This window comes from Novosphingobium sp. BL-S-21, assembly GCF_055521655.1.
In genome coordinates this window covers 714,622-741,076 of sequence record NZ_CM145496.1, presented here as the reverse complement: position 1 = coordinate 741,076, position 26,455 = coordinate 714,622, and the positions used below count along the sequence as shown (strand labels likewise).

Sequence of the window (26,455 nt, the reverse complement as noted above, 5' to 3'; positions counted from 1 at the left end):
GGAGCGCACGGCGATCCGGGAGAGAACGAATGGGTGAAGCCGTCGACAGGCTCATGGCGCTGGTCGTCGATCCGCAGCGTTTCAGTTTCAGTGCCGAGGAACTGCGCGCAACGCAGGTTGCCGCGCTGGATGAGCGCTTTCAGGAGCGGAAGGATCGCATCAAGCTCTTGGCTCTGCGTGCCCGCGATGCCGGGATCGAGAAGATTGGGTCCGTGGCGGACATGGTGCCGCTGCTGTTCCCGCACACCGCCTACAAGTCGTACCTCGAGAGCTTCCTGATGGAGGAGCGCTGGGACCGGTTGACCAAGTGGCTCGGCACGATCTCGCCTTATCCGATCGAGGGGCTGGACCTCGAAGATGTCGAGGGCATCGACGACTGGATCGAGCGGCTGGCGGCGCTTGGCTATTTCATCTCCTGCTCCAGCGGCACCACTGGCAAGTCGGCCATGCTGATTGCCTCGCAGAAGGACATGGACTGGTCGAAGATCGATACGGTCAACGTCTTCGCCTGGGGCTCGGGCGTGGTTCCGGCGCAGGACCGCGTGATCGTCGGCTGTGCGCCGGTGGCGACCGTGCCCAAGAATGCGACGATCGCCCAGGCGCAGTATGAGGCATTCGCCGATCCCGCGGCGCCCCGCTGGCACTATCCGGTGCCGCCGATCACCGTGGGCTCGCTGACCGCGATGGTGGTGATGCGCAAGAAGATCGCCGATGGCACCGCCCGTCCGGATGAGATTGCCGCTTTCGAGGAAACCTCCGCCGCGCGCGCCAAGGCGGTGGCCGATGCCATCCCGGCGACGGCGCAGTTCATCATCGAGAACCGCCATCGCAAGCTCCAGCTTTCGGGCTTGTGGAGCGGGCTGTGGCAGGTCGCCAAGGCAGTTCGCGACGCGGGCTATGGCCGCCCAGACTTCGATCCGGACAACTCGATCTACGTCGGTGGCGGGCTGAAGCGCGCACAACTTCCCGATGATTATCAGGAATATGTGTTCGATACCTTCAACATTCCTGAGGATCGCCACTTCCAGAATTACTCGATGCAGGAACTGAACTCCGGCATGCCCAAGTGCCGCGAGGGCGGCCGCTATCACGTGCCGCCGTGGATCGTTCCGGTGCTGCTCGACAAGTCGGGCGACAATGCGTTGGACCACACTTCAGGTGAAATGGAAGGTCGCGCCGCGTTCTTCGACCTTTCCCTCGATGGTCGCTGGGGCGGAGTGATCACGGGTGACCGGATCTCGCTCGAATACGGCCCCTGCAAGTGCGGCAACCACGGTCCTTCGATCCGCGACAACATCGTTCGCTACGCGGATCTGGAAGGGGACGACAAGATCGGCTGCGCGGGCACGGTCGACGCTTATGTGCGAGGTGTAGCATGAACTCCGTAACGCAACATGCTGAAAATGAAGAACTCGTTTCGGCGCCGTTCTTCTTGCGGGGAGAGGTGCTGCACGGCACCGACGTGATCCAGACCTCGCGCGACCTTGGCGTGACGTTCGCGACGCCCAGGATACCCTTTGATCGCGCCGTGCCGCCGCGCACCGAAGTGCCGCCACTGCTGAACGTGCCGCTGGCCGAAATCATCGACTTCCTTGTCGAGACCGGCCAGCGCCTCATCGCGCCTGACAACGACCACATGCAGGAATGCATCGAGCGAATGTGTCGCACGCATATCCTGCCGCGTGCCGTGGTCGAGAACACCGCGCGCCATGCCGCAGCCTATCTCGACAAGCGCGTGCTGATGGCGGAGGTGGAGCAGAACTTCCCCGATCCGCGCGCGCTGGATGAGTGGGTGCCGAAGCAGGACTTCACCGGCCGCCGAAGTTTCGTGCGCGCCTTCGCGCCCCGCCTGATTCATGTGCTGCCGGGCAACTCGCCGGGCGTGGCGGTGAAGTCGGTGGCGCAGGGCTCGATGGTGAAGGGCGTGAACCTGTTCAAGATGAGCAGTGCCGATCCCTTCACCATGGTCGCGATCTTGCGGACCATGGCGGATATCGATGCGAACCATCCCATCGTCCGTTCCATGTCGGCGGTCTACTGGCGCGGCGGCGACGATGCGACCGAGCGTGTGCTCTATCGCCCGCAGTACTTCGACAAGATTGTCGCCTGGGGCGGGGGTGATGCAATAAACAACGTTATCAAGTACTTGGGTCCTGGTTTTCAACTCGTTTCCTTCGATCCCAAGACCTCGATCTCGATGGTCGGGCGCGAGGGGCTGGTGGATGAGGCGACGGTGGACCGCGTGGCGGACCTCTGTTCCACTGACGTCATGACGCTGAACCAGGAAGCCTGCGTCGCCAGCCGCTTCCAGTTCGTGGAGGGCAGCGAGGAGGAAGTGGACCGCTTCTGCGAGCGCCTCCACCACCACATCGCCCGTCGTGCGGCGGAGAGTGGCGACGTTCGCCCGCTCGATCGTGATATGCGCGAGGCGGTGGATACGATGACCTTGATGGACGACGAATACGGCGTCTGGGGGCGGACCGACGGCAAGGGTCTTGTCATCCGCTCTGAAGAGCCGGTCGACTTCCATCCGATCAACAAGACCGCCAACGTCGTGCGGGTGGACAGCCTTGATGAAGCGGTGAAGTGGATCAATGTCGCCACGCAGACGGTGGGTTTCTATCCCTTCGACCGCATGGCCGATTACCGCGACCGGCTGGCGGCGGGCGGTGCGCAGCGCGTGGTCCATCTGGGCGAGGCGGGGCCTTCGACGATCGGCAACCCGCACGACGCGATGTATCCGCTCCACCGCTTCGTTCACTGGATGGCGCACGAGGATGGCAAGCCGGATTGAGGCTCTCATATCGCCGGCGCGGATAGCGGGGTGGGCGGCTTGCCTGCCCCGCGCCTTGCGCTAGTCAGAATGGCAAATCGCCGTGATGGGGCAGGGGCCTCGGGCACGCGAAATCCTGGAGGACTGGAAGTACCATGGCCGTTGAAATCCTGCTCCCGAAGATCGGTTTCTCGATGCAAGAAGGCCAGGTTGCCGAATGGCTGGTCGGCGATGGCGCCGCCGTGACCGAAGGCGAGCCGCTGTTCTCGCTGGAAGCTGACAAGTCCACCAATGAGGTGGAGGCGCCCGCCTCGGGCACCCTGCGGATCGTCGCAGCGGTGGGTGAGACCTATGAGGTTGGCACGGTGCTCGGCTACATCGAATAAGCGGCAGGAACGGAGGCGCGATCGGGGCCGGGAAGGGACTGGACAGGTCCCTTTCCGAAGTTCAGATTGCCCGCCATGCGCAAGATCCTGCCCGCCGCCATCGCGGCTCTCGCCCTCGCTGTTTCCGCCGGTGCCGCTCAGGCCGCATTGCCCGTCGGAGCCAAGGCTCCCGCGTTCTCGACGCAGGGCGCGAAGGGCGGCAAGGTCATGGCCTTCGACCTCAAGGCGGCGCTGAAGAAGGGGCCGGTCGTGCTCTACTTCTATCCGAAGGCCTTCACACAGGGTTGCACGCTGGAAGCCCATGCGTTCGCCGATGCGACCCCCGATTTCGCCAAGTTGGGCGCCACCGTGGTAGGCATGTCGGCCGATGACCTGCCGACGCTGCAGAAGTTCTCGACCGAAGCCTGCCGGGACAAGTTCGCCGTCGCCGTCGCCACGCCGGCGATCACCAAGGCCTACGATGTCGCGATGAAGCGCGAAGGCGTGCCGGCCGGCATGACCGACCGCACCAGCTATGTGATCGCGCAGGACGGGCGCATCGTCATGGTCCATTCCGAACTCGACTACCGCGACCATGTGAAGCTCACCCTTGAGGCCGTGAAGAAGCTCAAGGGCTGAGGGCCGCGCTGATTGCAGCGGGCTGAGGCGGCCTGGAACCTCCACCGGGTGAACAACCGCACTCCAGCCTTGAACAGCACCCCCATAGGCGGGTAAGAGCGCCGTTTCCGCGCGCCACTTTGCTCGCGCGCTTTACATATGCCGTCGCTGCGCTATGCGCGCGCTGTCGCTTCTTGGGAGTTTCAAGTCATGCGTGCCGAAGGGCAGGCCCACATTGCGCGTATCGAGAAGGCCCTCGCGCTGGTCCGCAAGTTCCTCGATTGGGACCGCGCCCTGCGCCGGTTCGACGAGCTGAACGCGCGTGTCGAAGATCCCACGCTTTGGGACAAGCCCAAGGAAGCGGAAGCGGTGATGAAGGAGCGTCGCCGTCTTGAGGCTGCGATCGGTGCCGTGAACGATATCGGCCGCGAAATGCAGGACGCCATCGAGTTCGTCGAACTGGGCGAGATGGAGGACGACGAGGATACCATTAACGAAGGTATCGCCACGCTCGCCGCTCTTGCCGAACGCGCCGACCAGGACAAGGTGACCGCGTTGCTTTCCGGCGAGGCCGACAGCAACGACACGTATCTCGAAGTCCATGCCGGTGCCGGCGGGACGGAAAGCCAGGACTGGGCCGAAATGCTCCAGCGCATGTACACGCGCTGGGCGGAGCGTCACGGCTACAAGGTCGAACTGGTGGACTACCACTCGGGCGAAGCCGCGGGCATCAAGAGCTGCACCCTGCTGATCAAGGGCGAGAACGCCTATGGCTATGCCAAGACCGAAAGCGGCGTCCATCGCCTGGTCCGCATCAGCCCTTACGACAGTTCGGCGCGGCGCCACACCAGCTTCTCCTCGGTCTGGGTCTACCCGGTGATCGACGACAGCTTCGAGATCGACATCAACCCGGCGGACCTGAAGATCGATACTTATCGCGCTTCGGGTGCGGGCGGGCAGCACGTCAACACCACGGACTCGGCAGTGCGCATCACGCACGGTCCGTCCGGCATCGTCGTCGCCAGCCAGATCGACCGTTCGCAGCACAAGAACCGCGAAATCGCGATGGGCATGCTGAAGGCGCGTCTGTTCGAGGAAGAGATGCGCAAGCGTGAGGAAGCGGCCAGTGCCGAACACGCCAGCAAGAGCGACATCGGCTGGGGCCACCAGATCCGGTCCTACGTTCTTCAGCCCTACCAGCAGGTGAAGGACCTGCGCACCGGCGTCGTCTCGACGGCGCCCGGTGACGTGCTTGACGGCGCGCTCGACCCCTTCATGGCCGCCGCGCTTTCGCAGCGCGTGACGGGTGAGAAGGTCGAAGTGGAAGACGTCGACTGAGATCGGTAGCGGAATTCGAACCCGCGCTTCGGCAGCGATTTTGCCAAGCGCGGGGCGAACCGCTAAAGGGCCGCATGCGCTTGTCCTTCCCCCTTTCCTGCCGCTCCGCCCTGGCGGTGTCGACGCTCGCGCTCGGCCTGGTTCTGGGGGGGTGCCACCGCGAGCCGGTCGACGAATCGCGGGCCGAAAGCGCGCGCGCCTTTCCGGTGGCGGACCGCCCGGTTTCCAGGACACCCGACGGCGCCGTCGGCACCGAAGTCCAGCGTGATAGCCTGAACGAGGCGCAAGTCGTCATGGACCTGGCCAGGATCGAGCCGGGCATGAGCGTCGCCGATCTCGGTGCGGGTGAAGGCTACTACACGGTTCGCCTGGCCCAGCGCGTCGGCACCAAGGGCCGTGTGTTGGCCGAGGATATCGACCGCGCGGCGAACGAGCGGCTCGGCAACCGCGTGATGCGCGAGGAGCTGGAGAACGTCTCCATCAAGCTCGGCACGCCGGACGATCCGAAACTGCCGGAAAACAGCTTCGATCGCGTCTTCCTGGTGCACATGTACCACGAAGTGACGGAGCCTTACGCGTTCCTCTGGCATTTGCGGCCTTCGCTGCGCGAGGGCGGCCGCGTGGTCGTCGTCGACGTCGATCGCGCCAGCGACAGCCACGGCATTCCGCCGCAACTCCTTTTCTGCGAATTTGCGTCCATGGGCTTTCGTTTGACGGAATTTGTCCGTAAGCCGGAGCTCCAGGGCTACTACGCACAGTTCGAGGTCGCCGGTCCGCGTCCGGAGCCGGCAAACATCGTACCTTGCCGGATATCCGGCAACACCATGACGCAAAAGTAGTGCGTCAGTAGCACAGGGCGTATACAGGGCCGCTGAACCGGCGTGCCTCACGCCGGGGGAAAGACGAAAGAGAAAATGGGTTTCAAGGGTCTCAAGCCGATTGTCTATGGTGGACGCGAAGTCTGGCCGCTCGTTGAGGGCGGCAAGGGTGTTGCCGCGACCAACCACATGAGCTCGGGCGCCTGGGCGGCGGCCGGCGGCATCGGTACGGTCAGCGCCGTCAATGCCGACAGCTATGATGCCGAGGGCAAGATCGTCCCGCAAGTCTACAACGCCCTTACCCGCAAGGAGCGGCACCAGGAACTGATCGACTACGCCATCGACGGCGCTGTCGAGCAGGTTCGCCGTGCCTACGAGATTTCCGGCGGCAAGGGCGCGATCAACATCAACGTCCTGTGGGAAATGGGCGGCGCCCAGACCATCCTCGAAGGCGTTCTGGAGCAGACCCGCGGCATGGTCACGGGCGTGACCTGCGGTGCGGGCATGCCTTACAAGCTGTCCGAGATCGCGGCGCGCTTCAACGTCAACTACCTGCCGATCGTCAGCTCCGGCCGCGCTTTCCGCGCGCTGTGGAAGCGCGCCTATCACAAGGTGCCCGACCTGCTGGGCGCGGTGGTCTATGAGGATCCCTGGCTCGCCGGCGGCCATAACGGCCTGTCGAACGCCGAAGATCCGCTCAAGCCGGAAGATCCCTATCCCCGCGTCAAGGCGCTGCGCGACACCATGCGCGCGGAAGGCATTGCCGACACCGTGCCGATCGTCATGGCCGGCGGCGTCTGGTTCCTGCGCGACTGGGAAAACTGGATCGACAATCCGGAACTGGGCTCGATCGCCTTCCAGTATGGCACGCGCCCATTGCTGACGCACGAAAGCCCGATCCCGCAGGCGTGGAAGGACCACCTTCGCACCCTCGAACCGGGCGACGTGCTGCTGCACCGTTTCTCGCCGACCGGGTTCTATTCCTCGGCGGTGCGCAACCCGTTCCTGCGCAATCTCGAGGCGCGTTCGGAGCGCCAGATTCCTTACTCGAAGGTCGAGGCCGGAGAGCATACCGTGCGTCTCGACGTCGGCGTGAAGGGCAAGAACTTCTGGGTCGCGCCCAAGGATCTCGACCGCGCGCGTTCGTGGTCGGCGCAGGGCTTCACCGATGGCCTGCGCACACCCGACGACACGATCATCTTCGTCGATCCTGCCGAGCGCGATGATATCCGCAAGGACCAGGCCGACTGCATGGGCTGCCTGTCGCATTGCGGCTTCTCCTCGTGGAAGGACCATGACGACTACACCACCGGCCGTCTCGCCGATCCGCGCAGCTTCTGCATCCAGAAGACGCTCCAGGACATCGCTCACGGCGGCCCGATCGACGAAAACCTGATGTTTGCCGGCCATGCCGCCTACAAGTTCAAGCAGGACCCGTTCTATTCCAACGGCTTCACGCCGACGGTGAAGGAACTGGTCGATCGCATCCTGACCGGCGACTGATCGCCGCGGGAAACGGAGCGATAAAGAAAAAGGGCGGCTCTCGGGCCGCCCTTTTTTGTTTCCATCAACCGAAGTCCGACCTTCGGATCCGGCCGTCCTGCGTCAGGAGCCGACTTCCTGCCCGGCCACCGAGGCGGCGCGGCAGGTCCGGTCGCGGCCCGAGCGCTTGGCTTCATAAAGGGCCTCGTCGGCAGAGTGCAACGCGGCCTCGATGTCTTCGTCGTTCCAGCAGCAGAGACCGGCGGAGAAGGTGATCGGGCGCCCATCGACGGTGCCGATCGGCTCCTCGCGCATGCGGGCGGCGAGCCGGGCCAGTGTCCAGTCCGCTTCGTCCTCGATGCATTCGTGGAACAGGATGGCGAATTCTTCGCCGCCCCAGCGAGCCACCATGTCGGCGCGGCGTATCTGTGAAGAGAGCCGGTCCGCGAATGCGCAGAGCACCCGGTCGCCTTCGTCATGGCCGAGCCGGTCGTTGACTTGCTTGAAGAAGTCGATGTCGACGATGGCCAGGCAGCCTTTGCGCTGGTGGGCGGGCAGGGCCTGGACCTGCTCCAGGAAGCCGCGACGGTTGGCGATCCCGGTGAGGGGGTCTTCCAGTGCCGCGATGCTGAGGTCTTCCATCTGCGCGCGCGTGGCGGTGGCTGCGCGGTGGACGCCTGCGTAAAGTGTCTGGATCACGTCCCCCACTTCAGGGAGCGGTGCGCCGTCCTCTTCCTTCGGATTCAGGGCGGCCGCCAGGGCATGGATCGGGTCGAGCAGGGCCCCTATGCCGAACAGGGCGAGAGCGGTGCCCAGGACCGTCGCCAGGGTCAGCAGGACGAATTCGAACAGGGCGATCCGCCCGGTCGACAGGCCCCAGGCACAATAGCCGATCAGCGGAAGATGAGTGGCGAGGAAGCAGATGGCAAAGATGCGCAATCGCAGCGAGCGCGGAAATATGAAGGACGTTGCGAGGTAGAACTGCATTCAGGCATCCCGGTTCTCGTTAGAATTGCCGGAAAAAATTGTCGACGGTTCTAAACGGTTCCTAAAAATTCATCGTTAATTTGCGTACGCAAGATGAGCCGTGCGACCTCCATGGCCGGTCGTTTCGCTCCGTTCCCTGTGCACATAAGGACTGAGGCGGGAGTCCGCAGACCCCCGCCTCAATCGATTTCAACTCATTTAATTCAACGCATTGCCGAAAAGGCCGGAGCGTGGAGGGATTTTCAGCCACGCACCGTGTTGGCAGCGCTCAGCACCGCGCGGACACTGGCGGTCGCCACGTCCTCGTCGATGCCGACACCCCAGATCACGCGCCCATCGGGCGTCACGCATTCGACATAGGCGGCGGCGCGGGCGTCAGTGCTCTTGCCCATCGAATGCTCGGCATAGTCGCGCACGTCGAGGGTCACGCCGAAGCTTTCCGCCAGGGTCGCGGTGACCGAGGAGATCAGGCCGTTGCCGCGACCGGATACCGACTGCTCCTTGCCGTCGACGCCGATCTTGCCGGCGAAGACGCGGGTACCGTCGGCGGCCTTGGCTTCTTCCCAGTCGATCAGCTGGAAGTGCTGCGGATCGTCGATGCGATAGGCCTTGCGGAACACGTTCCAGATGTCGGCGGCCTGGAGTTCGCGGCCGAGTTCGTCGGCCAGTTCTTGGACGTGCTTCGAGAAGTGCGCCTGCATGCGCTTGGGCAGCTTGAGGCCCTGGTCCTGCTCGATAACCCAGGCGAAACCGCCCTTGCCAGACTGAGAGTTGACGCGGATCACCGCTTCGTAGTCGCGGCCGAGATCAGCCGGGTCGATCGGCAGGTAAGGCACGGCCCAGATCTCGTCGTTGCGCTTTTCCTGCGCCGCGAAGCCCTTCTTGATGGCGTCCTGATGGCTGCCCGAGAAGGCGGTGAACACCAGTTCGCCGCCGTAGGGATGGCGTTCCGCGACCTTGAGCTGGTTGCAGTATTCCACCGTCTGGATCACTTCGTCGATGTCCGAGAAGTCCAGCTGCGGGTTCACGCCCTGCGTGTACATGTTCATCGCCACGGTAACGAGGCAGCAGTTGCCGGTGCGCTCGCCATTGCCGAACAGGCAGCCCTCGACGCGGTCTGCGCCGGCCATCAGCCCCAATTCGGCGGCAGCCACGCCGGTGCCGCGGTCGTTATGGGTGTGCAGCGAGATCACGGCCGATTCGCGGTTCGGCAGGTTGCGGCAGAAATACTCGATCTGGTCGGCATAGACGTTGGGCGTCGCCGCCTCGACCGTCGCCGGCAGGTTGAGGATGATCGGATTTTCCGGCGTCGGCTGGAGAATTTCCATCACCGCCTCGCAGCACTCGATCGAGAAATCGAGTTCGGCCGTGGAGAACGTCTCGGGCGAGTATTCGAACTGCCACTGGGTGCCGGGATACTTCGCCGCCTGGTCGCGCATGATCTTGGCGCCGTTTTCAGCGATGCCGCGGATCTCGTGCTTTTCCATGCCGAACACCACCGTGCGCCACAGCGGCGAGACGGCGTTGTAGAGGTGGACGATCGCGGCGTGAACGCCTTCCAGGCTCTCGAAAGAGCGGGTGATCAGGTCTTCGCGCGACTGGGTCAGCACCTGGACCAGCACGTCTTCGGGAATGCGGTCGTTCCTGACGAGGCCGTTGATGAAATCGAACTCGGTCGCACCCGCGCTGGGGAAGCCGACTTCGATCTCCTTCAGGCCGACCTTGACGAGCAGGTCGAAGAAGCGGTTCTTCTTTTCCGCGCCCATCGGGTCGATCAGCGCCTGGTTGCCGTCACGCAAGTCGGTCGAGAGCCAGCGCGGCGCCTTGGTGATGACCTGCGAGGGCCACTGGCGGTTCGGCAGGTCGATCTGCGGGAAGGGACGGTACTTGACCGAAGGGTCTTTCAGCATGGTCATGGGTAATCTCGCTCGGAAATGATCTTCGTGTCGCTGGCTTGTTGCCATTGGCTAGCCTGCTTGCGTCTTGCCGGCCTGCGTTTGGCCGGTCTTTGCAGGTCCCCTTGAGCGCCGAGCGCGCCGCAGGACCGACGCGTCACCTCACGCCCAAGGGCGGATAAGTCGCAGGGTTAGGCCAAGACGAAGGGTCATGGCGCTGCCTATGGGCATTCGGGCCGCCGAAGTAAAGCGAAAAGGGCGCCCGCTTGCGGCACGGCCGATCCCGCGCGCAGCTATCCCGGTGCGCAACAAACTGTCGCGGTCAGGAGCCGGCGGGCGGATGGCGGTCGAGGAACAGCCGGTCGAGCACGCTCCAGGGCAGCATCCAGAACACCGCGACCAGCGCCGCGCAGGCGATGCCGAGCCAGGGGGAAAGAAATGTCAGCGGAAGGCCGAGCGCATAGACCACCGAGGCTGCGATGCCCTTGCGATGCGAGGCCTTGTGATAGCGCCGGCTCGCCACGTTTTGCGCGCCGGTCGCCGCGATCCGGCCCTGGAGCAGGATATAGGCAAGCGCCGGTGTCAGCATCGTCACCAGATAGAGCAGCGTGGCCTCGCGGCTGAAGTGGTGCTCTCCCAGGTAGGCGGTGGAGAAGGGGATGAGCGACAGGGTGAAGAGCAGCAGCATGTTGGACCAGAGCAGGCCGCTGGTCACCAACCGCGCATGGCCGAGCAGGCGATGGTGGTTCACCCAGTAGATCGCGACGTAGGCATAACTCAGCACATAGGCGATGAAAATCGGCCAGAGCGACCAGAGCGCGCCGAGGCCCTCGGTGACCGGGGTCTTCAACTCCAGCACCATGATGGTGATGATGATGGCGATGACGCCGTCGGAAAAGGCCTCGACACGGGTGAGGCCGTCCTCGCGGTCGATTTCGTCTGCTTCGCTCATCGGGCGTCCCTGTTCAGATCCTGGCCGTTTCAATTCGGCAAGGATGTCTGGCCGAGAAAGAGACTTGGCCGACAGGGACGCCCGGATCAAGATATCGCTTGGTATGGGTCAGGTGCAGGTGAAGCCCTTGATCTTGCCGTCCTCATCCACCTGGACGTTCAGGCGGTCGGGCCGATAGTCCATGGTCACGGCCATGCCGGGCTTCAGGACGCGCATCGGCTTGTCGCCGCGCCATGCGGTGATCTTGGCGATCACTTCGTCGCTCGCGGGCTGGCCCACGTAGGAGGCAAGCTGGTCGGCACCGCAGCTGGGTTCCATCGACGGCGGCGGCGGGCTGGCATCGGCCACATTGTCGCTCCCCGTGCCGGTGCAGCCGGAAAGAGCGGCTGCAAAGGTGAGGGCGGGGGCAATGGTCGCGAACAGTCTGGCCTTCATGCCGGTCTCCTTTCGGGGTGTCTGATCCCGCGATTATGGCCCATCCGCCGTGAACGGTCGATGACGCCCGCGTTACTGCTTTTCGAACGCGGCGTTGATGACGAGCACCGTCTCGTCCGAAACGACCGGGACGTACTTGGTCACGCCGAAGTCCGAACGCTTGATGATCGCGCGGGCCAGGAAGCCGACCGAATCCTTCTTGCTCATCGGGTTCTGCCCGGCGCCGAAGAAGCGTGCCATGATGGTGATCGGCTTGCTGACGCCGTGAAGCGTGAGGGTACCGTCGATCGCGGCGGCATCGGGACCGCGCGGCGTGACCGAAGTGGCGACGAACGTCGCGGTGGGGAACTTGGCGGCGTCGAGCCAGTCTGCGCTGCGCAGTTCCTCGGTCAACTTGTCGCTGGTGGTCTGGACCGAAGTGACCGGGATGGTGACGTTGAGCTTGGTGGCGGCAAGGTTCTTGGGGTCGAGCGTCATCGAGCCGCTGGCGCCGGAGAACGTGCCCGCGAAAGGCGAGATTCCCATGTGGGAGACGCTGAAGGTGACCTGGGTGTGAGCAGGCTCGACGGCGTAAGTGCCCGCCTTGACATCCGTGGGGGCGCCGGCGCCGTGGAGCATTTCCATCCGTTCGCGGCCGCCGCCCGGGCCGCCGGGGCCCGGCTGGGCGATGACGGGGGCCGCGAGAGCGGCTGCGGCGGCGAGGACGAGGGGGATATGGATGCGGCGCATTGGGTATGCTCCCGAAAAAGAAGAGGCGGCGCATTTCTGCGCCGCCTCCGAACCTTCGTCAAACGCGAAATGCGTAAGAGAAATCAGTTCTCTGCCTTGAACCTCAAGGCTTAGTTCTTCGCCTTGTCGACCAGGGCGTTGGCGCCGATCCAGGGCATCATGGCGCGCAGCTTCGAGCCGGTTTCCTCGATCGGGTGACGCTTGGCGGCGATGCGCGAAGCCTTCAGTTCCGGCTGGCCGGCGCGGTTGTCGAGCACGAAGTCCTTCACGAAACGGCCCGACTGGATGTCTTCCAGAACGCGCTTCATTTCCTTCTTGGTTTCTTCGGTGATGATGCGCGGGCCGGTCTTGATGTCGCCGTATTCGGCGGTGTTCGAGATCGAGTAGCGCATGTTGGCGATGCCGCCTTCATACATCAGGTCGACGATCAGCTTCAGCTCGTGAAGGCATTCGAAGTAGGCCATTTCCGGCGCGTAGCCGGCTTCCACCAGCGTTTCGAAGCCGGCCTGGACCAGCGCGGTGGTGCCGCCGCAAAGCACGGCCTGCTCACCGAACAGGTCGGTTTCGCATTCCTCGCGGAAGTTGGTCTCGATGATGCCCGAACGGCCGCCGCCGACGCCCGAGGCGTAGGCCAAGGCCACGTCCTGCGCATTGCCGGTCACGTCCTGGTGGATCGCGACGAGGCAGGGCACGCCGCCGCCCTTCACGTATTCGCCGCGAACGGTGTGGCCCGGGCCCTTCGGCGCGATCATGATGACGTCGATGTCGGCGCGCGGTTCGATCAGGCCGAAGTGGACGTTGAGGCCGTGAGCGAAGGCCAGCGCCGCGCCGGGCTTCAGGTTTTCATGAATGTCGGCAGCATAGATCGCGGCCTGGTGCTCGTCGGGCGCGAGGATCATGAGCACATCGGCCCATGCGGCCGCTTCGGCGTTGGCAAGCACCTTGAAGCCGGCGCCTTCGGCCTTCTTGGCAGAGGGCGAGCCGGGACGAAGCGCGATGGCCACTTCCTTGACGCCCGAGTCGCGCAGGTTCTGCGCGTGGGCATGACCCTGGCTGCCGTAGCCGAGGATCGCGACCTTCTTTTCGGTGATCAGGTTGATGTCGCAATCGGCGTCGTAATAGACCTTCATTGTACTACCCTTTCGACGGCCCGTCCCCGTGAGGCGGGGCCTAATTGATTTGCGCCGGTGGCGCATGGTCGGTTGGTTCCGGTTTCTGGCCGGAGGATATGGGTTAAGCCTCGTGCGGCCCGCGGATCATTGCGACGATGCCGGTACGGCCGACTTCGACGAGGCCGAGGTCGCGCATCAGCTGCACGAAAGTATCGATCTTGTCCGGCGCGCCGGTCAGTTCGAAGATGAAGCTGCCGGTGGTGGTGTCCACCGCCTTGGCGCGGAAGATGTCGGCCAGGCGCAGCGCCTCGACGCGCTTCTCGCCCAGGCCCGCCACCTTGATGAGCGCCAGTTCGCGGGCGACGTGAGGGCCTACCTCGGTGAGGTCGACCACCTTGTGCACCGGCACCAGGCGTTCGAGCTGGGCGTGGATCTGGTCGATCTGGCTCGGCGGGCCGTGCGTGACGATCGTGATCCGGCTCACCGCGTGGTTCTCGGTGATGTCGGCCACGGTAAGGCTGTCGATGTTGTAGCCACGCGCGGTGAACAGGCCGGCGATCTTGGCGAGAATGCCCGCCTCGTTATCGACGGTGATGGTGAGGACGTGGCGTTCCTCGGCCTCTTGCTTGATGTGCATCATGATATGTCTTTCGGATCCTGCGCGCGCGTTCTCAGACCAGAGCCTTGGCTTCGTCGTCCATGGTGCCGGCCACGGTGTCGCCGTAGAGGATCATTTCGGTATGCGCCGCGCCCGAGGGGATCATCGGGAAGCAGTTCGATTCCTTGGCGACCAGGCAGTCGACGATGACGGGACCGTCGTAGTCGATCATTTCCTGGATGCCGGCATCGAGCTGGCTTTCGTTCTCGATGCGGATGCCCTTCCACCCGTAAGCTTCAGCCAGCTTCACGAAGTCCGGCAGGCTGTCCGAATAGGACTGCGAGTAGCGGCTCTCGTAAGTGAGTTCCTGCCACTGGCGGACCATGCCCATCCACTCGTTGTTGAGGATGAAGATCTTCACCGGCAGGCGGTACTGGGTGGCGGTGCCCAGTTCCTGGATGTTCATCTGGATCGAGGCGTCCCCGGCGATGTCGATGACCAGGCTGTCCGGATTGCCGAGCTGCGCGCCGATCGCGGCGGGCAGGCCGTAGCCCATCGTGCCGAGACCGCCCGAGGTCAGCCACTTGTTCGGACCGAAGAAGTGGAAATACTGCGCCGCCCACATCTGGTGCTGGCCGACTTCGGTGGAGATCACCGGGTCCTTGTCCCTGGTCAGCTCGAACAGGCGCTGGACCGCCAGCTGCGGCATGATCGCCTTCTTCGAAAGCGGGAAGGACAGGCTCTTCTTGCCGCGCCATTCCTCCACGCGGGCCTTCCACGGCGCCAGGTCCTGACCCTTGCGGTCGCCCCAGAGCGTCAGGATCTGGTCGAGCACGGTGGCGCAGTCGCCGATGATCGGCAGGTCGACGCGAACCGTCTTGTTGATCGAGGCGCGGTCGATGTCGATGTGGATCTTGGTCGAATTCGGCGCAAAAGCGTCGAGACGGCCGGTCACGCGGTCATCGAAACGGGCGCCGACGCAGACGATCAGGTCGGCCTGGTTCATCGCCAGGTTGGCCTCGTAGGTGCCGTGCATGCCCAGCATCCCCAGCCAGTCGGCATGGTCTGCGGGGAAGGCGCCGAGGCCCATGAGGGTGGACGTGACGGGCGCGCCGGTCCTGGCCTGAAGCTCACGCAGCAGGGTCGTGGCGCGCGGGCCGGAGTTGATGACGCCGCCGCCGGTATAGAACACCGGCGCCTTGGCCTTGGCCAGCAGTTCGACCGCCTGCGCGATCTCGTCCGCCGTGCCTTCGGTGCGCGGCGAATAGCGCTGGCGGCGCTGCGCCGGGGCATCGTTCCAGGCGGCGGAGGCGATCTGGACGTCCTTGGGGATGTCGATCAGCACCGGGCCGGGACGGCCGGACGTGGCGATCTGGAACGCCTCGTCGATGATGCCTGCCAGTTCGGCCGGGTCCTTCACCAGGTAGTTATGCTTGGTGCAGTGGCGCGAGATGCCGACCGTGTCCGCTTCCTGGAAAGCGTCCGAGCCGATCAGCGCCGTCGGCACCTGGCCGGTGATGATGACCAGCGGAATCGAATCCATGAAAGCATCGGCAATACCGGTGATGGCATTGGTTGCGCCCGGGCCCGAGGTGACGAGAACGACGCCGGGCTTGCCGGTCGAACGCGCATAACCTTCGGCTGCGTGGGCCGCGCCGGCTTCGTGACGGACCAGGATGTGCCGAAGTCGCTCGTCGCCGAATAGAGCATCGTAGATCGGTAGCACGGCGCCGCCGGGATACCCGAATACGAATTCGACCCCCTGCTTGACCAGGCTTTCGACCAGGATGTTCGCGCCGCTGCGCTCTTCAGTCACAACACATTCCTTTACCGATTCGTGGGCGTTTCCCGAGGGAAGGGCTGCCCTTCGAATATTGCGCGCCACGAAGGTCACGCATTACCAAAAAACCATAGCGCGCCCTTGGGCGAACTATAATGAAACCGACCCGACACGACGGGCGCCGTGCCGGGTCCTCCCTCTCCTCCCTGCATACTTTCATCAGCAGGTGAGGGCGCTCTAAGGGGCCGAAAATATTACGTCAACCCTATAACGTGAAATAATCTATCTTGAAGGGTTTTTTGGTCGAAATATTCGAACTCGATCCTTGCCCAATCTTGCGGGGGCTGGTGGCGCAACCAGGTGAACTGACGCTTGGCGTAGTTGCGGGTGGCCTGCGATCCCCGGGCCACGGCCTCCTCCAGCACACTTTCCCCGCGCAGAACGGCGGCGAGTTCCGGCACGCCGATGGCGCGCATCACCGGCAGGTCGGGATCGAGGCCGCGGGCGAGCAGCCTCTCCACTTCGGTGACGGCGCCGCGCTCGATCATGCGCGCGAACCGCACGTCGCAGCGGCGGTAGAGGGCCTGGCGTTCGGGAAGCAGGATCGCGGCGTGAAGCGAGACATCGCTGCCGATGCCGCCGCTGGTCCGTGCCTGCCAATGAGCAATCGGCAGGCCGGTAGAGCGGACGACTTCCAGGGCGCGGGCGATGCGCGCGCTGTCTGCGGGGGCGAGGCGCGCGGCGCGTTCGGGGTCCTCGCCCTGCAAGGCGGCATAGGCCTCGGCAACGGGGAGGGCGCGGACCGCGTCGCGCACGTCCGGATCGATTGCGGGGACGGGAGCGATGCCGTCCAGGAGCGTGCGTATATAAAGGCCGGTGCCGCCCACCAGCACGGGCACGGCGCCCTCGGCATGGACTGCGGCGATGGCCGCGCGCGCGGCGCGGGCCCATTCGGCGGCGGAGCAGGTCTCGGCCCCGTCCCAGGCGCCGAACAGGCGGTGCTCGATGCCGCCCATTTCCTCCGCCGTGGGGCGGGCGCTGAGCACGGTCAGGTCGGCATAGACCTGCGAACTGTCGGCATTGACGACCACGGCCCGCCGACCGCGCCGTTCCAGCTCCTGTGCCAGCGCCACGGCACAATCGCTCTTGCCGCTGGCGGTTGGCCCTGCGATGAGCGCGAGGGGTGGCTTTTCGCGGTCGCCAGTGGAATTTTCATACGCAGCTTCAAGGGAATTCGCAGTGCTCATTGCGCGGCTGATAGCAGAACCGGACCACCTCTCGGCAAGAATCGATGCGGCGCGGGCCGAAATGCAGGAAAGCGGTGTGCGGCTCGCTTCGGCGGCGATGCTCGATTTCTGCGGCAAGACCATGCAGCTTGCCTCGCCCGACGATGACGCCGCCGCGCTGCGCAAGGCCCTGGATGACCATTTCGCGCCGACCGACGGCCTGGTCTGCGATCATGAGCCGACGATTCCCGGGCTGTTCATCTCCGACATGGATTCGACCATGATCGGCCAGGAATGCATCGACGAACTGGGTGACTTCGCGGGCCTCAAGGAGCGCATCGCCGAGATCACCGAGCGGGCCATGCAGGGCGAACTCGACTTCGAGCAAGCCCTTCTGGAACGAGTCGGACTGCTCAGGGGCCTTTCGGTCGGCGCCATCGAGGAATGCCTCGCCAGCCGCATCCGGCCGATGCCGGGCGCGCGCACGCTGGTGGAGACGCTCAAGAAGTTCGGCTGCCGCACCGTCCTGGTGACCGGCGGCTTCCACCACTTCGCCGATCCGGTCGCCGCGCAGCTCGGTTTCGAGCATGTGGTCGGCAATCGGCTGGAAGTGGCCGACGGCAAGCTGACGGGCGGCCTTGCCGGCCCGATCGTCGACAGCGCGGTCAAGAAGGCGACGCTGCTGGCCGAGATGGCGGCGCTGGGCGACGACGTCACCAGCCTTGCCACGGGCGACGGCGCGAACGACATTCCCATGCTGGAAGCCGCGACTTACGGTATCGCCTATCACGCCAAGCCCAAGGCGCGCGCTGCGGCGAACGGCTGGGTCGACCGCGGCGATCTCACCAGCGTGCTGCGGCTGCTCGGCATCGACGAGCAGGAATGGGTTCGCATCTAGGAAAGGCGACGATGATGGCCGGCGATGAAACTTCTTTTCTCAGTCGGCTGTCTCACCCGCGCTATCTGCTGTTCCTGGCCGCGCTTCTGCTCTCGCCCTGGCCGCTGCTGTCCGTGATGCGCAAGGTCGAGGCGGTCGTGACCGCGTTCGATCTTGCCGTGATCGTCTTCACCCTGAGCTGCATCCCGCTATGGCGCGGCGGCACGGCCGATGTGATGCGCCGTCAGGCCAAGCGCGACGATGCGGGGCAGGTCCTGCTGCTTCTGCTGACCGGGCTGATATCCTCGATCATTCTCGCCGCGCTCGGCACTCTGGTGCTCGACAACCAGAGCCTGGTGCCCGGCGAGATTGCGCTGCTGGTGGTGACGCTGCTGGCCTGCTGGACTTTCGCCAACCTCATCTACGCCTTCCATTACGCGCGGCTCTATTATTCCTCCCGCGACGGCGGAGATCACGAAGGCCTGGACTTCCCCGGCGGCTGCGTGCCCGATTTTGCCGACTTCGTGAACTTCGCCTTCGTGATCGGCATGACCTGCCAGACCGCGGACATCGAGATCACCGATTCGGACCTGCGACGGGTTTCCACCTTCCACGGCCTGTTCGCTTTCGCCTTCAACCTCGGCATCCTGGCATTGACGGTAAACGTGCTGGCCTCTTCCACCGGGGGCGGTTGACCGAGCAGAAAAAAAGGGCGCCCGTCGGGGCGCCCTTTTTCCGGTTCCGTTCCGGGACGAAGAGCGATCAGCCCTCCATCCAGTCCCTGAAGAACGCTTCGTTGGCGTCGCGAAGATCGCTGACTTCGTTGCCGGCGACCTTGGTGCCTGCAACAGTGCCGATGCGGCGCGCGCCGGGCAGTTCGGTGCCGGCGGGGGCGGTGACGAGGTAGCGGCTCTGGTCTTCGCCGAAGGCCTCGGCCGTGCTCAGTTCCACGTCGAGATTGCAGCCGAGGCCGCTGGCAAGCGCCATTTCGGCCAGGGCCACGAGCAGGCCGCCGTCGCTGACGTCATGGACCGCGGTAACCTTGCCCGCGCCGATCCACTCGCGGATCGCGGCGCCGTTCTCGGCCTCGACAGTGAGATCGACCCTTGGTGCTTCGCCGGCTTCCTGGCCCGCGATCTCGCGCAGCCAGAGCGACTGGCCGAGGTGCGAACCGAGCTTGCCCTCAGGCGCGCCGAGCAGGAAGATCTCGTCGCCGACATTCTTGAAGGCGACAGTCGCCATCTTCTCGTGGTCGGCCAGGATCCCCACGCCGCCGATCGCCGGGGTCGGCAGGATCGCCGAGCCGCCGCCGGTGGCCTTCGATTCGTTGTAGAGCGAGACGTTGCCCGAGACGATCGGATAGTCGAGCGCGCGGCAGGCATCGCCCATGCCGTTCAGGCAGCCGACGATCTGCGCCATGATTTCGGGGCGCTGCGGGTTCGCGAAGTTCAGGCAGTTGGTGATGGCAAGCGGAAGGCCGCCCACCGCGCTGATGTTGCGATAAGTCTCGGCCACGGCCTGCTTGCCGCCCTCATAGGGGTCGGCATAGCAGTAGCGGGGCGAGCAGTCGGTGCTGATCGCCAGCGCCTTGGGCGTGTTGTGGATGCGCACCACGGCCGCGTCGCCGCCGGACTTCTGCATCGTGTCGCCGCCGACCTGGCTGTCGTACTGTTCCCAGATCCACTTGCGCGAGGCGAGGTCCACCGTGCCCATCAGCTTGAGCAGGTCGGCGCCGATGTCGGCGCTTTCCGCTACCTCGCCCAGGGCCGGAACCTTGGCCCAGGCCTTGTATTCTTCAGGCGAAACGTAGGGACGCTCGTATTCCGGCGCGTCGTCGGCCAGCGGGCCGAGCGGGATGTCGCAGACCACTTCGCCATTGAATTCGAGAACCATGTGGCCGGTGTCGGTCACTTCGCCGATCACGGCAAAGTCCAGTTCCCACTTCTTGAAGATCGCCTCGGCCATCGGCTCCTTGCCGGGCTGGAGCACCATGAGCATGCGCTCCTGGCTTTCCGAAAGCATCATCTCGTAAGGCGTCATCGCCTCTTCGCGGCAGGGCACATTGTTCATGTTCAGGCGAATGCCGGCACCGCCCTTGCTGGCCATTTCGACCGACGAGGAAGTGAGGCCGGCCGCGCCCATGTCCTGGATCGCGACGATGGCGTCGGTGGCCATGAGTTCGAGGCAGGCCTCGATCAGCAGCTTTTCGGTGAAGGGATCGCCCACCTGCACGGTCGGGCGCTTCTCGTCCGAATGCTCGTCGAAATCGGCCGAAGCCATGGTGGCGCCGTGGATGCCGTCGCGGCCGGTCTTGGAGCCGACGTAGACGATGGGGTTACCGAGGCCGGTGGCGGCCGAGTAGAAGATCTTGTCCGTATCGGCGACGCCCACGGTCATGGCGTTGACCAGGATGTTGCCGTCGTAGGCCTTGTGGAAGTTCGTCTCGCCGCCCACGGTGGGCACGCCCACGCAGTTGCCGTAGGAGCCGATGCCCTCGACCACGCCCTGCACCAGGTGCTTCATCTTCGGATGCTCGGGGCGGCCGAAGCGCAGGGCGTTCATGTTCGCGACCGGGCGGGCGCCCATGGTGAAGACGTCGCGCAGAATGCCGCCGACGCCGGTGGCCGCGCCCTGGAACGGCTCGATGTAGCTTGGGTGGTTGTGGCTTTCCATCTTGAAGATGGCGGCCTGTCCGTCACCGATGTCGATCACGCCGGCGTTTTCGCCGGGGCCGCAGATGACCCAGGGGGCCTTCGTGGGCAGCTGCTTCAGGTGGAAGCGGCTCGACTTGTACGAGCAGTGCTCGGACCACATGACCGAGAAGATGCCAAGCTCAACCAGGTTGGGCTCTCGGCCGAGCGCGTTCAGGACCCGCTCGTATTCCTCGGAATTGAGGCCATGCGCCTCGACGACATCGGGAGTGATTTCGGACATGCGACGCGCCTTAGCGCCGAGCGTGGCGCTTCGCTAGACGTAAAAACAAGGCCATTTCGCCGTGCCCCTCGCCGTTTGCCGAAGTGCCGTCCCCCAGTCCCGCCTTGACCGCCGAACGCGGCCGCTCCATTGCGGTGGGCATGACTGAGAACAGTGCTGAAATTGGCGCCCCCAATAGTGCCGGCCCAGATATTGCGGGCATGAGTTTCGAAGATGCGCTGCGTGCGCTGGAGGACGTGGTGCGTCGCCTCGAAAGCGGCGATGTGCCGCTCGACGACTCGATCACGCTCTACGAACGCGGCGAAGCGCTGCGCCAGCATTGCCAGAAGCGGCTCGATGCCGCGCAGGCACGGATCGAGCGCATCGTCGCCGGGCCGGATGGGGCTCCGGCAGGAACCCAGCCGTTCGACGCGGCGGATCGCTGATTCGTGAGTGAGGTCGCCGTGACCGATCCGATCCTTTCCGAAGGCCTCGCCCGCATAGCCGAGGAAATCGACGGCGCCTTCGATGCGCTGCTGCCGGTTCCCGACGATGCCCGGGCACGGCTGGTGGAGGCCATGCGCTACGCCGCGATCGGCGGCGGCAAGCGTTTGCGGCCGCTGCTGCTGGCCGGAGTCGCGGAAATGTACGGCGTCGTGCGCGAGGCGGCGATTCGCGCAGCCATCGCCATCGAATCGATCCACGTCTATTCGCTGATCCATGATGACCTGCCGTGCATGGACGATGACGCCCTGCGCCACGGCAAGCCCACGCTTCATCTCGCCTTCGACGAGGCCACGGCCGTGCTGGCGGGCGACTCGCTCCATGCCTTCGCTTTCGAGGTGCTGGGCGATCCGGCCACGAGCGCGGATCCCTTCACCCGCATCGAACTCGTGCAGGCGCTGGGTCATGCCAGCGGTGCGCAGGGCATGGCCGGCGGGCAGATGATGGACCTCGTGGCCGAGACCAGCGAATTCGACCTCCAGACCGTCACGCGGCTGCAGCAGCTCAAGACCGGCGCGCTGCTGGGCGCGGCGGTGGAGATGGGTGCTATCCTCGGGCGCCTGCCGCCGGAAGGTCGCGCCCACTTGCGCGGCTACGCGCGGGACATCGGCCTCGCCTTCCAGATCGCGGACGACCTCATCGATCATGAGGGCGACGCTTCCGTCGCCGGCAAGGCCGTGGGCAAGGACGCCACGGCGGGCAAGGAGACGTTCGTCTCGCTGCTCGGCCCGGATCGCGCCCGCGAACAGGCCCGCATGCTGGTCGAACAGGCTATCGGCCACCTGGCGCAGCACGGCAAGGAAGCCGACCTGCTGCGTGCCGTGGCGCGCTATATCATCGAGAGGGATCATTGATGAGCCTTGGTGAACGTATCGGGGTCTATCCCGGCACTTTCGATCCCATCACGCTGGGCCATGCTGATATCATCCGGCGCGGCGCCAAGCTGGTCGATCGCCTGATTATCGGCGTGACGACAAACCCTTCGAAGAATCCGCTGTTCACGCCCGAAGAACGCATGGCCATGGTCGAGCGCGAAGTGGCGGCGCTGGGGATCGAGAACGTCACCGTGGTAGGCTTCAACGCGTTGCTGATGAAGTTCGCGCAGAAGCAGGGGGCCAGCGTCATCGTGAGGGGGCTGCGCGCCGTCGCGGACTTCGAGTACGAGTACCAGATGGCGGGCATGAACCAGCAGCTCAATCCTTCCATCGAGACGGTGTTCCTGATGGCGGACGTCAGCCTCCAGCCGATCGCCTCCAAGCTGGTCAAGGAAATCGCCATGTTCGGCGGGGAAATCGCCAAGTTCGTGAGCCCCGCCGTGCGCGAGGACGTGATGGCGAGAGTCTCCCGCAACGGTCTCCTCGGCGACTACTGAGAACCTCGCAGAACCCTCCACGCGGTCCTTGCGACAAATTCATTCATTGTCACGTCAGCAGCGGGGCACTATCGCCCCTGGCCTGAACGGCTTCCTTCCTGTGAGTATTCGATGACGTTTCGCCTGACCCTTACCGCGACGATGATCGGCCTGGCGCTGGCGGCTACGCCTGCTCTGGCCAAGAAGAAGGAAGATCCGACCCCGACGCCGCCGGTGGCAGCGCTGCCCACTTTCGTCGATCCCGACGTCACGCACCAGCCCGAGAACGTGCTCCTGCTCGATCTCTCGGACGGCGGCCGCGTCGCCATTCGGCTCATGCCGGAATGGGCGCCGCATCACGTCGAGCGGGTCAAGACGCTGGCGGCGCAGGGCTTCTACAACGGTCAGATATTCCACCGCGTGATCGACGGCTTCATGGCGCAGACCGGTGATCCGACGGGCACCGGGCAGGGCGGCTCGCAGCTTCCGGACCTCACCGCCGAATTCAACGCGATGCCGCATGTTCGCGGCACCGTCTCGATGGCCCGCACCAACGAGCCGAACAGCGCCAACAGCCAGTTCTTCATCGTGTTCTACCCGCGCTTCTCGCTGGACCGTAAGTACACGAACTTCGGCCGCGTGATTTCGGGCATGCAGTACGTCGACGCGATCCAGCGCGGCGAGCCGCCGCAGAACCCGACGAAGATCGTCCAGGCTTCGCTGGCTTCCGAGCACAAGGCACCGCCGCCGGTTGCTCCGGTCGCCCCGGCGCCGCAGTCGATCACGGCCGACCAGCTCAGCAAGTCGAAGTCGAACTGACCTGACGCGAAAAATGGATGACGCCGCGTGTGAGCGCCCCTAGAGGGCGCTCCATGCGCGTTGACCTTTTCGACTTCGACCTTCCGCCTGAGAATATCGCCCTGCGTCCTGCACGTCCTCGCGATTCGGCGCGGATGCTGGTGGTGCAGGGGCGCGCTGCAGGCCCGATGGTCGAACGCGTCGTGCGCGATCTTCCCGGCGAACTGCAGGCCGGCGACGTCCTGGTCTTCAACGACACCCGCGTCATTCCCGCCCAGCTCGAAGGGCGCCGCGGAGAAGCGCGGATCGGCGCCACCCTGCACAAGCGCATGGACTTGCGCCGCTGGCAGGCTTTCGTCCGCAATGCCAAGCGCCTGAAGGCCGGCGACCGCATCGAATTTCCTGCCGACGTCACGGCACTTGCCGAAGAACGGCACGATGACGGCAGCTGGACCTTGCACTTCGAAGGCGACGAGCCCGTCGAAGTCCTGCTCGAAAGGGCAGGGCGCATGCCGCTGCCGCCCTATATAGCCGGCAAGCGCGAGACCGACGAGCAGGACGCCAGCGACTACCAGACCATGTTCGCGCGCGAAAAGGGCGCCGTAGCGGCGCCCACCGCGGCGCTGCATTTCACGCCCGAACTCATCGAGCGGCTGGACGCGGCAGGCGTGAAGCGCGAGACGCTCACGCTCCATGTCGGCGCAGGCACCTTCCTCCCGGTCAAGGCCGAGGAGACCGCGGACCACCGCATGCATGCCGAATGGGGCCGGATCGACGCAGAGACTGCGAACCGTCTCAACGCCGCGCGCGCGGCGGGCGGCCGGGTCATCGCGGTCGGCACCACCAGCCTGCGCCTGCTCGAAAGCGCGACCGGGGAGGACGATGTGATTCGTCCCTTCGAAGGCGATACCGCGATCTTCATCACCCCGGGCTACCGCTTCAAGGCGATCGACGGGCTGATGACCAACTTCCACTTGCCGAAGTCCACGCTGTTCATGCTGGTCTCGGCGCTGATGGGACTGGAGCGGATGCAGGAAGTCTACGCCCATGCCATCGGTGAGGGTTACCGCTTCTATTCCTACGGAGATTCCAGTCTACTTTTACCCTGAGGGGACTTGGAACTGTCACCGGTTTCGCGCATCACGCGCTCCATGGAACCCATTCTCGAAATCAGCGGCCTGACCAAGACTTACGCCGGGGGCTTCACCGCGCTCCAGGGCGTGGACCTCACGATCAACAAGGGCGAGATCTTCGCACTGCTCGGCCCCAATGGTGCCGGCAAGACCACGCTGATCGGCGCCGTCTGCGGCCTGGTCCGACCGAGCAGCGGGACGATCCGCGCTTTTGGAGAGGACATGACTCACGGCTGGCGCGCACTGCGTGCCCGCATCGGTCTGGTGCCGCAGGAACTGGCGACCGACATGTTCGAGACGGTCCTCCATTCCGTCAACTATTCGCGCGGGTTGTTCGGGCTGGCGCCCGATGCCGCGCGGATCGAGGAAATCTTGCGCGCGCTCAGCCTGTGGGACAAGCGCAAGTCGCAGATCCGCGCGCTTTCCGGCGGCATGAAGCGGCGCGTGCTGATCGCCAAGGCGCTGGCGCACGAACCGGACCTGCTGTTCCTGGACGAGCCGACCGCCGGCGTCGACGTGGAACTGCGACGCGACATGTGGGCGCAGATCGCCCAACTCCGTGACCGCGGCACCACGATCATCCTCACCACGCACTATATCGAAGAGGCCGAGGAGATGGCCGACCGCGTCGGGATCATCCAGGCCGGCAGCATCCGCATGGTCGAGGACACCCGCTCGCTGATGAAGCGGCTGGGCCGTACCGAGGCGCATATCGGCCTTCCCGTGCCGCTGCCCGCCATTCCCGCGGCCCTGGCGGACTACAATCTCACGCTCGCGGACGACGGGCTGGAACTGGTCTATCGCGGCGGCGACGGTTCGGGCGGCGGCAAGGCGCAAGTGGCGCAGCTGACCAAGGACCTCGTCGCGAACGGCATCGACTATACCGCCATCGACATTCGCGAATCGAGCCTCGAAGACATCTTCGTCGACCTTCTGGAAGGAGCGGCGGCATGATCGCCTTCAACGCACGCAGCACCTGGACCATCTACAAGCGCGAGGTCATGCGGGCCCTGCGCACGGCCATGCAGTCGATCCTCGGGCCGGTGCTGACGACCGTGCTCTACTTCGTCGTGTTCGGCGCGGCGATCGGCAGCAAGATGGATTCGGGCATGGCCGGGGTGAACTACGGCGCCTTCATCGTGCCGGGCCTGCTGCTGCTGACCCTGCTCAGCGAAAGCACCTCGAACGGTAGCTTCGGCATCTACATGCCGCGCTTCACCGGCGCGATCTACGAGCTGCTTTCGGCGCCCGTCGGCGTGGCCGAGACGCTGATCGGCTTCGTGGGTGCAGCGGCCACCAAGTCGCTGATCCTGGCGGCTATCATCCTGACCACCGCCACGTTCTTCGTCGACTATACGGTGGCCCATCCGTTCTATGCGCTGGGCTTCATCCTGCTGGTTTCGGCGAGCTTCTCGCTGTTCGGCTTCATCCTGGGCATCTGGGCGGACAGTTTCGAAAAGCTGGGCATCGTTCCGGTGCTGTTCATCGTGCCGCTGACATTCCTGGGCGGCACCTTCTACTCCATCGACCTGCTCCCCGAGCCCTGGCGGTCTGTGGCGATGGCAAATCCGGTCGTCTATCTGGTCAACGGACTGCGCTGGTGCTTCTATGGCAGTTCCGATTTCCCGATCGGCCTGTCGCTGGGCATGACGCTGGGCTTCCTGGCGCTGTGCATCAGCTTCATCGCCTGGATCTTCCGCACGGGGTGGCGCCTGCGCGCCTGAATCGGTAATATCGTGACATGACAATGCGTTCGGCTGTTTGTTTTAGT

At 64.8% G+C, this 26,455-nt stretch carries 26 protein-coding genes; 16 read left to right on the top strand and 10 right to left on the bottom strand.

Features of this window, described 5'->3' with window-relative positions:
* The first annotated feature begins 29 nt into the window (after nt 1–29).
* The 7 genes from ACZ1J6_RS11875 to ACZ1J6_RS11845 all read left to right on the top strand — a co-directional run bounded on the left by ACZ1J6_RS11875 (nt 30) and on the right by ACZ1J6_RS11845 (nt 7,415).
* The gene (locus ACZ1J6_RS11875; RefSeq protein WP_431567444.1) at nt 30–1,379 is read left to right on the top strand and encodes a hypothetical protein; all 1,350 of its coding nucleotides are present in this window, start codon (nt 30–32) and stop codon (nt 1,377–1,379) included.
* Nucleotides 1,376–2,794 carry an acyl-CoA reductase gene (locus ACZ1J6_RS11870; protein WP_431567445.1) on the top strand — a complete coding sequence of 473 codons (1,419 nt, stop codon included), beginning with the start codon at nt 1,376–1,378 and terminating at the stop codon, nt 2,792–2,794. The genes ACZ1J6_RS11875 and ACZ1J6_RS11870 overlap by 4 nt, the downstream gene beginning before the upstream one ends.
* Before the next feature lie 134 nt (nt 2,795–2,928).
* On the top strand, nt 2,929–3,159 hold the full coding sequence (locus ACZ1J6_RS11865) for a biotin/lipoyl-containing protein (RefSeq protein ID WP_132262960.1): 231 nt from the start codon (nt 2,929–2,931) through the stop codon (nt 3,157–3,159).
* A 75-nt stretch (nt 3,160–3,234) separates the two neighbouring features.
* Entirely contained in the window at nt 3,235–3,777 is a 543-nt protein-coding gene (locus tag ACZ1J6_RS11860; RefSeq protein WP_132262958.1) for a peroxiredoxin, read from the top strand.
* A 189-nt stretch (nt 3,778–3,966) separates the two neighbouring features.
* Nucleotides 3,967–5,094, top strand: coding sequence for a peptide chain release factor 2 (gene prfB, locus ACZ1J6_RS11855; RefSeq protein WP_132262956.1), 1,128 nt, complete (start codon nt 3,967–3,969; stop codon nt 5,092–5,094).
* Nucleotides 5,095–5,168: 74 nt separating this feature from the next.
* On the top strand, nt 5,169–5,933 hold the full coding sequence (locus ACZ1J6_RS11850) for a class I SAM-dependent methyltransferase (protein WP_132262954.1): 765 nt from the start codon (nt 5,169–5,171) through the stop codon (nt 5,931–5,933).
* A 75-nt stretch (nt 5,934–6,008) separates the two neighbouring features.
* Nucleotides 6,009–7,415 carry an NAD(P)H-dependent flavin oxidoreductase gene (locus ACZ1J6_RS11845; protein ID WP_132262952.1) on the top strand — a complete coding sequence of 469 codons (1,407 nt, stop codon included), beginning with the start codon at nt 6,009–6,011 and terminating at the stop codon, nt 7,413–7,415.
* Nucleotides 7,416–7,517: 102 nt separating this feature from the next.
* Here the strand turns inward: ACZ1J6_RS11845 and ACZ1J6_RS11840 are convergent, their stop codons facing one another.
* The 9 genes from ACZ1J6_RS11840 to miaA all read right to left on the bottom strand — a co-directional run bounded on the left by ACZ1J6_RS11840 (nt 7,518) and on the right by miaA (nt 17,129).
* Complete coding sequence (locus ACZ1J6_RS11840) at nt 7,518–8,381, bottom strand: GGDEF domain-containing protein (RefSeq protein WP_431567446.1); 864 nt, start codon at nt 8,379–8,381, stop codon at nt 7,518–7,520.
* A gap of 242 nt (nt 8,382–8,623) precedes the next feature.
* Entirely contained in the window at nt 8,624–10,297 is a 1,674-nt protein-coding gene (gene leuA, locus ACZ1J6_RS11835) for a 2-isopropylmalate synthase (protein WP_314465434.1), read from the bottom strand.
* Between the two features lie 301 nt (nt 10,298–10,598).
* Nucleotides 10,599–11,228 carry a TMEM175 family protein gene (locus ACZ1J6_RS11830; protein ID WP_134092966.1) on the bottom strand — a complete coding sequence of 210 codons (630 nt, stop codon included), beginning with the start codon at nt 11,226–11,228 and terminating at the stop codon, nt 10,599–10,601.
* Nucleotides 11,229–11,336: 108 nt separating this feature from the next.
* Nucleotides 11,337–11,663, bottom strand: coding sequence for an I78 family peptidase inhibitor (locus ACZ1J6_RS11825; protein WP_134092965.1), 327 nt, complete (start codon nt 11,661–11,663; stop codon nt 11,337–11,339).
* Nucleotides 11,664–11,735: 72 nt separating this feature from the next.
* Nucleotides 11,736–12,392: a YceI family protein gene (locus ACZ1J6_RS11820; RefSeq protein WP_465128099.1), complete on the bottom strand. Its 657-nt coding sequence runs from the start codon at nt 12,390–12,392 to the stop codon at nt 11,736–11,738.
* Between the two features lie 110 nt (nt 12,393–12,502).
* On the bottom strand, nt 12,503–13,522 hold the full coding sequence (gene ilvC / locus ACZ1J6_RS11815) for a ketol-acid reductoisomerase (RefSeq protein WP_054441697.1): 1,020 nt from the start codon (nt 13,520–13,522) through the stop codon (nt 12,503–12,505).
* A 103-nt stretch (nt 13,523–13,625) separates the two neighbouring features.
* The gene (ilvN, locus tag ACZ1J6_RS11810) at nt 13,626–14,144 is read right to left on the bottom strand and encodes an acetolactate synthase small subunit (RefSeq protein ID WP_054441698.1); all 519 of its coding nucleotides are present in this window, start codon (nt 14,142–14,144) and stop codon (nt 13,626–13,628) included.
* A 31-nt stretch (nt 14,145–14,175) separates the two neighbouring features.
* Nucleotides 14,176–15,918, bottom strand: coding sequence for a biosynthetic-type acetolactate synthase large subunit (ilvB, locus tag ACZ1J6_RS11805; RefSeq protein ID WP_431567447.1), 1,743 nt, complete (start codon nt 15,916–15,918; stop codon nt 14,176–14,178).
* A gap of 218 nt (nt 15,919–16,136) precedes the next feature.
* Nucleotides 16,137–17,129 carry a tRNA (adenosine(37)-N6)-dimethylallyltransferase MiaA gene (gene miaA, locus ACZ1J6_RS11800; RefSeq protein WP_431567448.1) on the bottom strand — a complete coding sequence of 331 codons (993 nt, stop codon included), beginning with the start codon at nt 17,127–17,129 and terminating at the stop codon, nt 16,137–16,139.
* Here miaA and serB point away from each other — a divergent pair.
* Both serB and ACZ1J6_RS11790 read left to right on the top strand, forming a co-directional pair.
* Nucleotides 17,122–18,006, top strand: coding sequence for a phosphoserine phosphatase SerB (gene serB, locus ACZ1J6_RS11795; RefSeq protein WP_132262934.1), 885 nt, complete (start codon nt 17,122–17,124; stop codon nt 18,004–18,006). The genes miaA and serB overlap by 8 nt on opposite strands.
* Nucleotides 18,007–18,020: 14 nt before the next feature.
* Nucleotides 18,021–18,680 carry a DUF1345 domain-containing protein gene (locus ACZ1J6_RS11790; protein ID WP_431567449.1) on the top strand — a complete coding sequence of 220 codons (660 nt, stop codon included), beginning with the start codon at nt 18,021–18,023 and terminating at the stop codon, nt 18,678–18,680.
* A gap of 67 nt (nt 18,681–18,747) precedes the next feature.
* Here the strand turns inward: ACZ1J6_RS11790 and purL are convergent, their stop codons facing one another.
* Nucleotides 18,748–20,919, bottom strand: a complete 2,172-nt coding sequence (gene purL, locus ACZ1J6_RS11785) for a phosphoribosylformylglycinamidine synthase subunit PurL (protein WP_431567450.1) — start codon at nt 20,917–20,919, stop codon at nt 18,748–18,750.
* Nucleotides 20,920–21,119: 200 nt separating this feature from the next.
* Here purL and ACZ1J6_RS11780 point away from each other — a divergent pair, with 200 nt between their 5' ends.
* The 7 genes from ACZ1J6_RS11780 (at nt 21,120) to ACZ1J6_RS11750 (ending at nt 26,408) form a co-directional block, all read left to right on the top strand.
* Nucleotides 21,120–21,344: an exodeoxyribonuclease VII small subunit gene (locus tag ACZ1J6_RS11780; RefSeq protein WP_465128098.1), complete on the top strand. Its 225-nt coding sequence runs from the start codon at nt 21,120–21,122 to the stop codon at nt 21,342–21,344.
* Between the two features lie 3 nt (nt 21,345–21,347).
* Entirely contained in the window at nt 21,348–22,256 is a 909-nt protein-coding gene (locus tag ACZ1J6_RS11775) for a polyprenyl synthetase family protein (protein WP_132262930.1), read from the top strand.
* A complete protein-coding gene (coaD, locus tag ACZ1J6_RS11770; RefSeq protein ID WP_132262929.1) occupies nt 22,256–22,774 on the top strand; it encodes a pantetheine-phosphate adenylyltransferase in 519 nt (172 codons plus the stop codon). Before ACZ1J6_RS11775 ends, coaD begins: the two co-directional genes overlap by 1 nt.
* Nucleotides 22,775–22,885: 111 nt before the next feature.
* Complete coding sequence (locus ACZ1J6_RS11765) at nt 22,886–23,572, top strand: peptidylprolyl isomerase (RefSeq protein WP_132262927.1); 687 nt, start codon at nt 22,886–22,888, stop codon at nt 23,570–23,572.
* Between the two features lie 53 nt (nt 23,573–23,625).
* Complete coding sequence (gene queA / locus ACZ1J6_RS11760) at nt 23,626–24,660, top strand: tRNA preQ1(34) S-adenosylmethionine ribosyltransferase-isomerase QueA (protein ID WP_431567451.1); 1,035 nt, start codon at nt 23,626–23,628, stop codon at nt 24,658–24,660.
* A 42-nt stretch (nt 24,661–24,702) separates the two neighbouring features.
* Nucleotides 24,703–25,638, top strand: coding sequence for an ABC transporter ATP-binding protein (locus ACZ1J6_RS11755; RefSeq protein ID WP_132262923.1), 936 nt, complete (start codon nt 24,703–24,705; stop codon nt 25,636–25,638).
* A complete protein-coding gene (locus tag ACZ1J6_RS11750; RefSeq protein ID WP_132262921.1) occupies nt 25,635–26,408 on the top strand; it encodes an ABC transporter permease in 774 nt (257 codons plus the stop codon). The genes ACZ1J6_RS11755 and ACZ1J6_RS11750 overlap by 4 nt, the downstream gene beginning before the upstream one ends.
* Nucleotides 26,409–26,455: the final 47 nt, after the last annotated feature.

Bases quoted from the DNA above. Each gene is read 5' to 3' on its own strand.
- ACZ1J6_RS11845 (WP_132262952.1), top strand. From the start codon at position 6,009: ATGGGTTTCAAGGGTCTCAAGCCGATTGTCTATGGTGGACGCGAAGTC.
- coaD (WP_132262929.1), top strand. From the start codon at position 22,256: ATGAGCCTTGGTGAACGTATCGGGGTCTATCCCGGCACTTTCGATCCC.
- ACZ1J6_RS11825 (WP_134092965.1), bottom strand. From the start codon at position 11,663: ATGAAGGCCAGACTGTTCGCGACCATTGCCCCCGCCCTCACCTTTGCA.
- miaA (WP_431567448.1), bottom strand. From the start codon at position 17,129: ATGAGCACTGCGAATTCCCTTGAAGCTGCGTATGAAAATTCCACTGGC.
- ACZ1J6_RS11830 (WP_134092966.1), bottom strand. From the start codon at position 11,228: ATGAGCGAAGCAGACGAAATCGACCGCGAGGACGGCCTCACCCGTGTC.
- ACZ1J6_RS11780 (WP_465128098.1), top strand. From the start codon at position 21,120: ATGAGTTTCGAAGATGCGCTGCGTGCGCTGGAGGACGTGGTGCGTCGC.
- ACZ1J6_RS11840 (WP_431567446.1), bottom strand. From the start codon at position 8,381: ATGCAGTTCTACCTCGCAACGTCCTTCATATTTCCGCGCTCGCTGCGA.
- ACZ1J6_RS11850 (WP_132262954.1), top strand. From the start codon at position 5,169: ATGCGCTTGTCCTTCCCCCTTTCCTGCCGCTCCGCCCTGGCGGTGTCG.
- queA (WP_431567451.1), top strand. From the start codon at position 23,626: ATGCGCGTTGACCTTTTCGACTTCGACCTTCCGCCTGAGAATATCGCC.
- ACZ1J6_RS11790 (WP_431567449.1), top strand. From the start codon at position 18,021: ATGGCCGGCGATGAAACTTCTTTTCTCAGTCGGCTGTCTCACCCGCGC.
- ACZ1J6_RS11865 (WP_132262960.1), top strand. From the start codon at position 2,929: ATGGCCGTTGAAATCCTGCTCCCGAAGATCGGTTTCTCGATGCAAGAA.
- leuA (WP_314465434.1), bottom strand. From the start codon at position 10,297: ATGACCATGCTGAAAGACCCTTCGGTCAAGTACCGTCCCTTCCCGCAG.
- ACZ1J6_RS11860 (WP_132262958.1), top strand. From the start codon at position 3,235: ATGCGCAAGATCCTGCCCGCCGCCATCGCGGCTCTCGCCCTCGCTGTT.
- ACZ1J6_RS11755 (WP_132262923.1), top strand. From the start codon at position 24,703: ATGGAACCCATTCTCGAAATCAGCGGCCTGACCAAGACTTACGCCGGG.
- prfB (WP_132262956.1), top strand. From the start codon at position 3,967: ATGCGTGCCGAAGGGCAGGCCCACATTGCGCGTATCGAGAAGGCCCTC.
- ACZ1J6_RS11870 (WP_431567445.1), top strand. From the start codon at position 1,376: ATGAACTCCGTAACGCAACATGCTGAAAATGAAGAACTCGTTTCGGCG.
- ilvN (WP_054441698.1), bottom strand. From the start codon at position 14,144: ATGATGCACATCAAGCAAGAGGCCGAGGAACGCCACGTCCTCACCATC.
- ACZ1J6_RS11875 (WP_431567444.1), top strand. From the start codon at position 30: ATGGGTGAAGCCGTCGACAGGCTCATGGCGCTGGTCGTCGATCCGCAG.
- ACZ1J6_RS11765 (WP_132262927.1), top strand. From the start codon at position 22,886: ATGACGTTTCGCCTGACCCTTACCGCGACGATGATCGGCCTGGCGCTG.
- ACZ1J6_RS11750 (WP_132262921.1), top strand. From the start codon at position 25,635: ATGATCGCCTTCAACGCACGCAGCACCTGGACCATCTACAAGCGCGAG.
- ilvC (WP_054441697.1), bottom strand. From the start codon at position 13,522: ATGAAGGTCTATTACGACGCCGATTGCGACATCAACCTGATCACCGAA.
- purL (WP_431567450.1), bottom strand. From the start codon at position 20,919: ATGTCCGAAATCACTCCCGATGTCGTCGAGGCGCATGGCCTCAATTCC.
- ACZ1J6_RS11820 (WP_465128099.1), bottom strand. From the start codon at position 12,392: ATGCGCCGCATCCATATCCCCCTCGTCCTCGCCGCCGCAGCCGCTCTC.